This window comes from Moorena sp. SIO1F2, from assembly GCF_010672755.1.
Taxonomy (GTDB): Bacteria; Cyanobacteriota; Cyanobacteriia; order Cyanobacteriales; family Coleofasciculaceae; genus Moorena.
Genome location: NZ_JAAHFV010000273.1, coordinates 1 through 8963, shown reverse-complemented (window position 1 = coordinate 8963; position 8963 = coordinate 1). Strand labels below are relative to the sequence as shown.

6 protein-coding genes and 2 pseudogenes are annotated in these 8963 nt (G+C 39.9%); 4 read left to right on the top strand and 4 right to left on the bottom strand.

The genetic code is table 11. The annotated features are described in order from the left end of the window. Positions 1–496 (bottom strand): annotated as a pseudogene (locus tag F6J94_RS24975) (metal-dependent phosphohydrolase); the annotation flags it as partial. A gap of 962 nt (positions 497–1458) precedes the next feature. Between F6J94_RS24975 and F6J94_RS24970 the strand changes: the two are divergent. The 3 genes from F6J94_RS24970 (at position 1459) to F6J94_RS24960 (ending at position 6239) form a co-directional block, all read left to right on the top strand. After that, on the top strand, positions 1459–2823 hold the full coding sequence (locus F6J94_RS24970; protein WP_293045104.1) for an AAA-like domain-containing protein: 1365 nt from the start codon (positions 1459–1461) through the stop codon (positions 2821–2823). A 217-nt stretch (positions 2824–3040) separates the two neighbouring features. Then, a complete protein-coding gene (locus F6J94_RS24965; RefSeq protein WP_293045102.1) occupies positions 3041–3175 on the top strand; it encodes a hypothetical protein in 135 nt (44 codons plus the stop codon). Between the two features lie 61 nt (positions 3176–3236). Beyond that, a complete protein-coding gene (locus tag F6J94_RS24960; RefSeq protein WP_293045100.1) occupies positions 3237–6239 on the top strand; it encodes an AAA-like domain-containing protein in 3003 nt (1000 codons plus the stop codon). A gap of 235 nt (positions 6240–6474) precedes the next feature. Here the strand turns inward: F6J94_RS24960 and F6J94_RS24955 are convergent, their stop codons facing one another. Beyond that, positions 6475–6804: a hypothetical protein gene (locus F6J94_RS24955; RefSeq protein ID WP_293022048.1), complete on the bottom strand. Its 330-nt coding sequence runs from the start codon at positions 6802–6804 to the stop codon at positions 6475–6477. A gap of 743 nt (positions 6805–7547) precedes the next feature. Further along, a complete protein-coding gene (locus tag F6J94_RS24950) occupies positions 7548–7856 on the bottom strand; it encodes a hypothetical protein (protein ID WP_293045097.1) in 309 nt (102 codons plus the stop codon). 296 nt (positions 7857–8152) lie between these two features. Between F6J94_RS24950 and F6J94_RS24945 the strand changes: the two are divergent. After that, positions 8153–8422 (top strand): annotated as a pseudogene (locus F6J94_RS24945) (transposase); the annotation flags it as partial. A 317-nt stretch (positions 8423–8739) separates the two neighbouring features. On the opposite strand, the gene F6J94_RS24940 reads toward F6J94_RS24945, so the two are convergent. Next, positions 8740–8963: hypothetical protein (locus tag F6J94_RS24940; protein WP_293045094.1), on the bottom strand; the 224-nt coding region annotated here is incomplete at its 5' end.

Below are 8963 nucleotides of genomic sequence, written 5' to 3'. Positions count from 1 at the left end.
CAATATTGTGCTTAATCTGCTTAGTATCAATCAGCAGGTGATTACCAAAGTGTTCATCAATAAACTGCTTACCCCGGTCTACATGGTAGGGAGTAAGGCTGGCATCAGTGGCACCTGTAGGGAGAGTAATCATAAAATTGTCTATTCCTGTGGCATACAATCCTTGGTCTGGTTGGTCTTGGCGACAGATGCCTTTGATATAGCCAATGTCATGGCACAACAAGGAGATAATCACGTGCAACCAGTCTTCACAGGAGACGCTCCCTTCGCAGATGTGCTTACCCCACAAGATTTCCTGTCCAACTACGGTGACTAGGACGGTGTGTTCAATGTTGTGATAAAGAGCGTCACTATTAGCAATATTTTCCAGAGCCATGTGGGTAGCCCAAGTAATCAGCTCACAGTAGTCTGATTTAAGGCTGCCGTAAGTGCTGTGGAAACCTGTCTCTAGATTTTTAACACAGGTATCAATGATTATCTCGGTAGGATTAAACATCATAGTAGACATATCAGCAACTCCTGATTTAGATTTCAGATCATCCCCACGGTCACATCCGGGGGATTTCAGGTTAGGGGTTAGGGGTTAGTAGTTAGTTAATTGGTCTGGTATTGCTTAATTATGCAATGATTTTAATAGTTTTTTTGAATGGGCATCTTGGTGGAACCGGCATCTTTTAGGTGCGCTTGACCCATTAAGAATTAAATTCGCCACGGGTCGCACCTGTGGAACGGATATCTTGCCGTGGAACGGGCATCTTGCCCGTTTCATTTCGCAGGCAGGATGCCCACCCCACTGATATTAATTCCGCCCTTCAGCAATGCCATTGGTCTGACTAACTACTAACGACGTTTTGTTTTGCAGCTCTCAATCCCTATATATAGATCAACGCTAGATCAAAGTCCTCAGCATTCGCCCTGAGGCACTTAGCTTTGTTAGGTTCGGCACAAGGGGCGAGGTATTAACCTTAGGTTTGTCAAGTTTTCACCCACTTCGGATCAGGTATCTACCAAGCTGATAGCTGATAGCTAAAAGTTGATCGCTTTATCAACACAACCCATCAAGCTCCCAATTTTGGGTAATACAAGTGCAACAGGGAGTGATATGATATTACCAGTACTCAGTGCCATCAGACGCAGGGTTTTAGCTTGAGGGAAAAGGCAAAAGAGTACTGAGACATCTATAACATCGTATAGGTTTGATTGCCATTAATCAAACTTTATACTGCGTTGAAGACATCAGGGTAATTTGTGGAAAAAGGCTCACAAGCCACGTCTAATCCATAATTTGTGTAAAAATCTTCACAAACCCATGGCTAGCTCAGCTTTTCGATAAGCTAGTTAGGATTGGTTTAAAATTAGCATAAATACTATCTTTTTTTGGTGCATCTTGATAACCACCTAAACGCTATGTCTAGGGGAAAAAACCGATTATTCAAAATCTCTATCGGCAAGACTGAGATGTTCTTAGAAAAATTGAATCAACTAGATTTGACTGTAGCATTTGATCAGCTAACACCTCGTAAACGAGAGGTCTTGAAGAAAATGTTAGCGGGCCAAAGCGATCAAGCGATCGCTAAGTCGCTACACATCACAGAAGCTACTGTCAGAAAACATGTGCAGCAGCTGTGCGAGAAATTTGAGCTGAGGAATGCACCAGGTGAACACTACTCACTCCGAAATCAGTTAATTGACCTATTTAGTCAATATCAGCCTAAGTTAGTCAATCCAGAGTTATTAAGTAAATATAAATCTTTCATCGTCCCACCGATGCCAGAGTCAGAAGGGCAACAAAAGCCAGTTCCTCTCTATGCTGACTTTTATGTCAAGCGCATTCCTTATGAAGATCAGTTGTTAGAGGCAATTGTCAAGCCTGGTGCTCTAATTCGGATCAAAGCACCCCAGCAGATGGGTAAAACCTCCCTGATTGAACGAGTTCTGGCTGAGCTCAGGCAGCAAGGTTATCAAGCTGTGACCTTAAGCTTTGAGTTAGCCGATAGTACCGTCTATAGGGACCTCGGCAAATTCTCACGGTGGTTCTGTGCCAGAGTTGGTCAGACTCTAGGGCTGTCAAATAAGTTGGATGAGTATTGGGATGATATTTTTGGATGTAATAGTAACACCACAGATTACTTTCAGGAGTATTTATTGGCAGAAATTGAAAGCCAGATAGTGCTCGTTATAGATAAAGTTGATCTGGTGTTTGAACACCCCGTTATTGCTGATGATTTTTGTCGCCTTCTCCGTGGTTGGTATGACATCGCTAGGCGGGGCGATCGCAGTAGCGCTATCTGGAAAAAACTCCGGTTGGTGATAGTACATTCTACAGAAATTTATGGCTCCTTGGATATCAATCACTCACCACTGGCTAATGTCGGATTGGAAATTGAGTTGCCAGAGTTTAGCACAGAGCAAGTACAGGAGTTAGTCAGACGTTATGGACTGAATGGGAATCCCAGACAAGTCGAGGAACTGATGGCGATGGTGGGAGGACATCCTTATCTGTTGCGGAAAGGTTTAGCTTATATTAAATATCATCAGATTACCCTAGCGCAACTGTTAGAGGTGGCACCCACAGAAGCCGGACCATTCAGTGACCATCTGCGACGCCACCTAGGAAATCTCAAACAGTCTCCAGAATTGGAAACTGCGTTGGAGAAAGTGGTTCAAGCACACAGCTGGGTAACTATCCCATCGGAGCAAGCCTTTAAGTTATATAGCATGGGGTTAGTAAAGTTGCAAGGGAATAGCGTCATGCCTCGCTGTGATTTATATCATAAGTATTTTTGCGATCGCCTTTGGCAGCGGCTTGAGCCTGAGTGCTGAGTGGGTCAGTTCAGAATCCATACTTCATATAACCTTAAACCTTAAACTTACAGGAATTGGGACGCCATGGGCGAACAACCTTCAACCTACCCGAAGGGAACGCCTAGGGCCAACAACCTTGGCCAAAAGGCCACGCGTGCGCGTTCAACCTTAAATTTTAAACCTTAAACCTTAAGCCTTAAACCTACCCGACAACGGACGCCAAAGGCGAACAACCTTGGCCAAAAGGCCACGCGTGCGCGTTCAACCTTGGCCAAAAGGCCACGCGTGCGCGTTCAACCTTAAACAGTTAACCTTCAACCTTAAACAGTTAACCTTGGCCAAAAGGCCACGCGTGCGCGTTCAACCTTAAACCGTCAACCTTAAACCTTGGCCAAAAGGCCACCCTACGCGAACAACAGTTAACAAATAAAATGACCTACGAATATATATACTCAGGGACTTTACCAGCCGATGCTCTTACCTATGTTAAGCGACAAGCAGATAATGATTTATATGAAGGATTGAAGGCTGGAAAGTTTTGTTATGTATTGAACTCAAGACAGACTGGAAAATCTAGCTTACGAGTGCAAGTAATGCGCCGACTTGAAGCGGATGGGGTTGCCTGTGCAGTAATTGATTTATCCATGGATGGTACTCAGCATGTCACTCTCGATCAATGGTATGCCAATATTGTCCGCTCTCTGGCTAGAGACTTCGAGCTAGATATTAATTTACGCACTTGGTGGCGCGAGCGAGAAATGATATTTGCGGTGCGGCGATTGAGAGAATTTCTTGAAGAGGTTTTGCTCCAGCAAGTTACTCAAAATATTGTAATTTTTATTGATGAAATTGATAGCGTTCTTAGCCTCGATTTCCCCACTGATGATTTTTTCGCCTTTATTCGCGCCTGCTATAATCAACGTGTGGATAAGTCAGACTACCAACGCCTTACCTTTGTGCTACTTGGAGTAGCAACACCATCAGATTTAATTCAAGATAAAAAACGCACACCCTTTAATATTGGTCAGGCGATTCAGCTATATGGTTTTCAGTTGCACGAAGCACAGGCATTAGCCCAGGGATTACAAGGAAAAATTAGTAATCCCCAGGATGTCCTGAAACAGGTATTGTACTGGAGTGGAGGTCAACCTTTCTTGACCCAAAAGCTTTGTAAACTCTTGTTGGATTCTGTATCTAGTATCCCCACAGGTGGTGAGTCAGAGTGGGTTGACCAATTAGTGCGATCGCAAGTGATTGATGATTGGAAATCTCATGATAATCCGGAGCATCTGAAAACTATTCGCGATCGTCTTCTTAAGAATGAGCAACGGGCTGGGCGATTACTGGGATTGTATCAGCAAATTCTGCAACAGGGAGAAATAGCGTCTGATGACAGCTCTGAACAAATAGAATTGCGGCTATCGGGATTAGTGGTTGAGCAGCAAGAAAAATTAAGGATTTATAACCGTATTTATCAAGCTGTTTTTAACCAAAATTGGGTAGATAAAGAATTAGCCAATTTACGACCATATAGTAAGGAAATTACTGCTTGGTTAGACTCCGATGGTCAGGATACATCCCGACTCCTGGGGGGACAACAGTTACAGGATGCATTAAGATGGGCGCTTGGGAAAAGCTTAAGCCATCAAGATTATCAGTTTTTGACCACTAGCCAAGAATGGGAAAAGCGAGAATTTAAAAAGGCGTTAGAAGAAATTCAACGGTATTCAGAAGCCAGACGACAAGGGAAACTTAATCCAGCCCTAGCGGCTACGACTAAGGAAACTATCTATGAGTCTCTTCAACACCTGACCCCAGAAAGTTTTAAACATATTGTTTCCAACCTTGAATTAGACTTACGAGTTTTTAATCAAACCTTATCCATGATGGATACTCTGATCGACAGAGAAGGGTTTGATTCCATTTTCAATGAAATGTTACGGTCTATCACCTTCAAAACTGGAGAGATACTCCAGGCGGATCGCACGACTATTTTTTTATTAGATGAAGCCAAAAATGAACTATGGTCAATTGTGGCAAAGGGAGAAGGAGGAGACTCAGAAGAGATTCGGGTGCCTGCGGATAAAGGGATTGCTGGTTATGTTGCTCAAACTAAGAAAACTGTCAATATTCCTTACGATTTATATGACGATACCCGTTCTAATACTGCTAAGCAATGGGATACCAAAACTGGATACCGTACTTATACCATGCTGGCTTTACCCTTACTGGATGAACACGGAGATTTAGTGGCTGTTGTCCAATTACTCAATAAGTTAAAACAACCGCCGGTTTTAGACGCGCCCTTAGCTGATAAAATTAATACAAAAGGCTTTACCCCAGAGGATGAAGAACTTTTTGCGCAATTCGCCCGCTCCATTCAAATGATTCTTAAATCCTCTCGCTTATTTTATAAAGCAGCTCAGAAACAACGAATAGCTTCAGCATTGATAAATGCGACACAATCTCTGGGTCAAAGTAGCTTGGATCTAGAAGAAACGTTGAATAAAGTGATGAATCAGGCTCAAGAGCTAATGTCTGCTGATCGCAGCACAGTCTGGATGTTAGATGAGGAAAAGGATGAATTATGGACAAAAATAACGGTTGCTGATGGCACATTAAAAGAAATTCGGATTCCCAAAGGAGCTGGCTTTGCTGGTCAAGTTGTTACTACTAAACAGCCACTGATAATTCCGTTTGATCTCTATGACCATCCCAATTCAGAAACTGCCAAACAAACTGATAGTCAAACCGGTTATCGCACCTGTAGTTTGTTAGGGATGCCTGTGTTTAATGCCGATAATGAATTAATTGCTGTTACCCAATTAGTCAATAAAAAGAAGCAGGGCAATTTTCCCCCATACAATCCCGCCGATTGGCCCAACCCTCCCGATTGCTGGAAGGCAAGTTTTGATCGTAGGGATCAAGACTTGATGGAAGCATTTAATATTCAAGCGGGTGTAGCGCTCCAAAATGCCAAGCTGTTTAGTAAAGTCAAGCAACAACAGTTAGAGCAGCGAGATTTAGTCTTTAATGTATCTAGTGGTGTAATTTTTACCAATAAAACCGGTCAGATTATCCTAGCCAATGATCATGCTAAGGATTTTATTGGTTTAAAAGATATTGAGGAGAAGTCTTTACGGGACTTGCTCCACATTAAAGAAGGTAATTTTGCCGAATGGTTCGATCTAGCATTAGTGGCCAATAATGAAGAAGAACGTCGGCAAGATTATTCAGCTCAAACCTTAGTATCCCATAATACTCAAGCAGAGCACAGTGTGAATCTATGTATTATCTCTTGTCCTGATGCTTCTGATGTTAATCAGATTTCTACTATCCTAGTAATTATTAATGATAGTGGCGATGAGAAACAAAAACAGGAGCAGCAAAAGCTAGTGCGTAGTGTGTCTATGGTCGGCAATCTTTATGGTTGAAATTATTTCATAATTAGAGATGATGTGGCTTCAATTAAGTGATAAATTTGGATTAGAACCCAGTTATTTAATTAAATTATTTAATTCAGGGTCATGTTTGGGGATAAAACTGTAGATGCAAAATACCTGAATCAAAAATGTATGTATTTCTTGATTAAACTCTTGATGAAACTGTAGATGCAAAATTCATGAAAATACAAATAATCACCAATTTATAATCAATACTATCCGAGGCTTAAGCCTTTTTACTCTGTTTTTTTATAAAGTCCTTGATACCTTCTAATGAAAAACATTCATGGACTTTTTTTTCGTCGTTATCAATAACTTTATACAGATATTTATCTGGGCGTCCAATACAACCATCATATCTCAAAATTAACTCCTTATAGCCAAGTTCTTTGAGTTTTTCATAACAGATGTTATGCTCTTTGACATCAATTTTTTGAGTATCAACAGAACACTCAAATTTTGGTTTTTCTTCAGCCTCGACTTGACCAGCTTTCTGATCAAATTTTTCCTCTAGAGCTTTTACCCTTGATTTAAGATCGTTTAACTCTTCTTGCACTTACTTATTTCTCCGGAATTTAATTTCATTTATTTCATTCAATGTAAATAGAGTTTCAGTAAGTGTTTGTGATCTAAATCAACTTTTGTTCTGATCTTTATCACTGGAGTTTAGACTAATTCTCGTTTATCAGAAACTTGCCTCCCTTGAGTAGTCACATTGACTTATTCAACTGAAACCCTTGATAAATAGTCATTACAGCAATTTTTAAGGCACTTGTCTTTAGGCAGTGCTATAACGGAATTGTGTGTACGCAAGACGAGTTGAAGAGTTTGGATAATGCAGCCCTAATCCAAACTCGGCAAAAAAGACAAATATAGCAATTTTATATGCCATGAGGTACAAAGGGCTCCTCCGTTGGTCCCCCTTATCAAGGGGGACTTTGAGGTTGAAAAGTGTACCTCATAAATCCTATAAACGCTATAATCAAATCACCCAAGACTATCTCAAACGCTCTTTGGTGCTTGAGGCATGGGTTTCAATTCCTAATTACTTCAGGACTTACGCACAGACTCCATGGGTAGGGTGGACAAGGTTTTGCCCACCCTACAGGTAGATTTAAATTGAGGGATTTGCGTAAGTCCTATACTTTTTATGAAGTTTCGTTAAATCCCAAAATTTAGTCTAAAGTCCAGTGAATTAAAAATGTCCGTATTTCTTGATTAAAATCTTGATTTTACTGTAGATGCAAAACTCCTGAAAAGACAAATAATCACCAATTTCAAATCAAGATTATCAGAGGCTTAAGCGTTTTTAGGTTGTTTCTCTAAATAGTCTTTGACCCCTTTTAATGTATAAAATTCAGCGACTTTATTTTCGTCGTTATCAAGAACTTTATACCGATATAGATTTGGGGCTCCAATACAACCATCATTTTCCACAATTAACTCCTTATAGCCAAGTTCTTTGACTTTGTCATAACAGCTGTTATGATCTTTAACATTAATGTTGTTCTGATCAACATTACACTTAAATTTTGGCTTTACTCCAGCCTCGACTTTATCAGCTATCTGTTTTAGAGTCGATTTAATCTCGTTTAAGTCTTCTGGCACCTACTTATTTCTCCGGAATTTAATTTCATTTATTTCATTCAATGTAAATAGAGTTTCAGTAAGTGCCTGTGATCTGAATCAACTTCTGGTCGGATTTTGATCACCGATATCCTATTCAAAAAAAAAACTTTTTACTCTCAATGTAAGCTATAATATTTTTCTTTGAATAGTGAATATAATCTATTCAAAAAAGGCAAGAGGCAAGAGTTAATCAACTAGCGATGTATTACCACAGTTGACTGTCTACTGTCTACTGTCTACTGCCTGGGGGGGCGCTTGTCGCCCCCCCAGATGCCTGTGTTGTTATGGATAATGCCCAAATTAATGTGGGATAAATGGTAAGAGAAGTGATTGAAGAAGCTGGAGCTAAACTAGTTTATTTACCCCCCTACTCTCCGGAATTTTAACCGATAGAAAATTTTTGCTCAAAAGTTAAAAGTACTTTGAAAAAAATCGGAGCAAGAACCTATAAAGATTTAATTGATGGGATTACCTCCGCAATGCTGAAGGTGACTCAAGAAAATATTCATAACTGGTTTACTCATTGTTGTTACTGTACCTCATGAGTCCTATAAACGCTATATTTAATTAAGGGTCATGTTTGGTGGTTAAACTGTAGATGCAAAACCCCGGAAAAATGATACTGCTGGCGAAACATTTCTTAACATCCTGAAAGCATTGATATTCCGTGTAATTGTCGAAAAACATTTTATAGTTTTGCAACTTAATCAACGGCAAAATCATTTTTTTGGATGTTAACTTATATTTCGCTAGCAGTATCTAAAATGTCTGTATTCCTTGATTAAAATCTTGATGAAACTGTATATACAAAAGTCCTGTAAATACAAATTATCACCAATTTTTTATCAAGAAAGCCACAAACTTAAGCTTTTTTATTTTTTTTATCTAAATAGTCCTTAACCCCTTTTAATGTATAAAATTCAGCGACTTTCTTTTCGTCATTATCAAGAACTTTATAGCGATATAGATTTGGGGCTCCAATACAACCATCATTTTCCACAATTAACTCCTTATAGCCAAGTTCTTTGACTTTGTCATAACAGCTGTTATGATCTTTAACATTAATGTTGTTCTGATCAACATTAC

Excerpts from the sequence above, each read along its gene's own strand:
- F6J94_RS24960 (WP_293045100.1), top strand. The coding sequence starts at position 3,237 with ATGACCTACGAATATATATACTCAGGGACTTTACCAGCCGATGCTCTT.
- F6J94_RS24970 (WP_293045104.1), top strand. The coding sequence starts at position 1,459 with ATGTTCTTAGAAAAATTGAATCAACTAGATTTGACTGTAGCATTTGAT.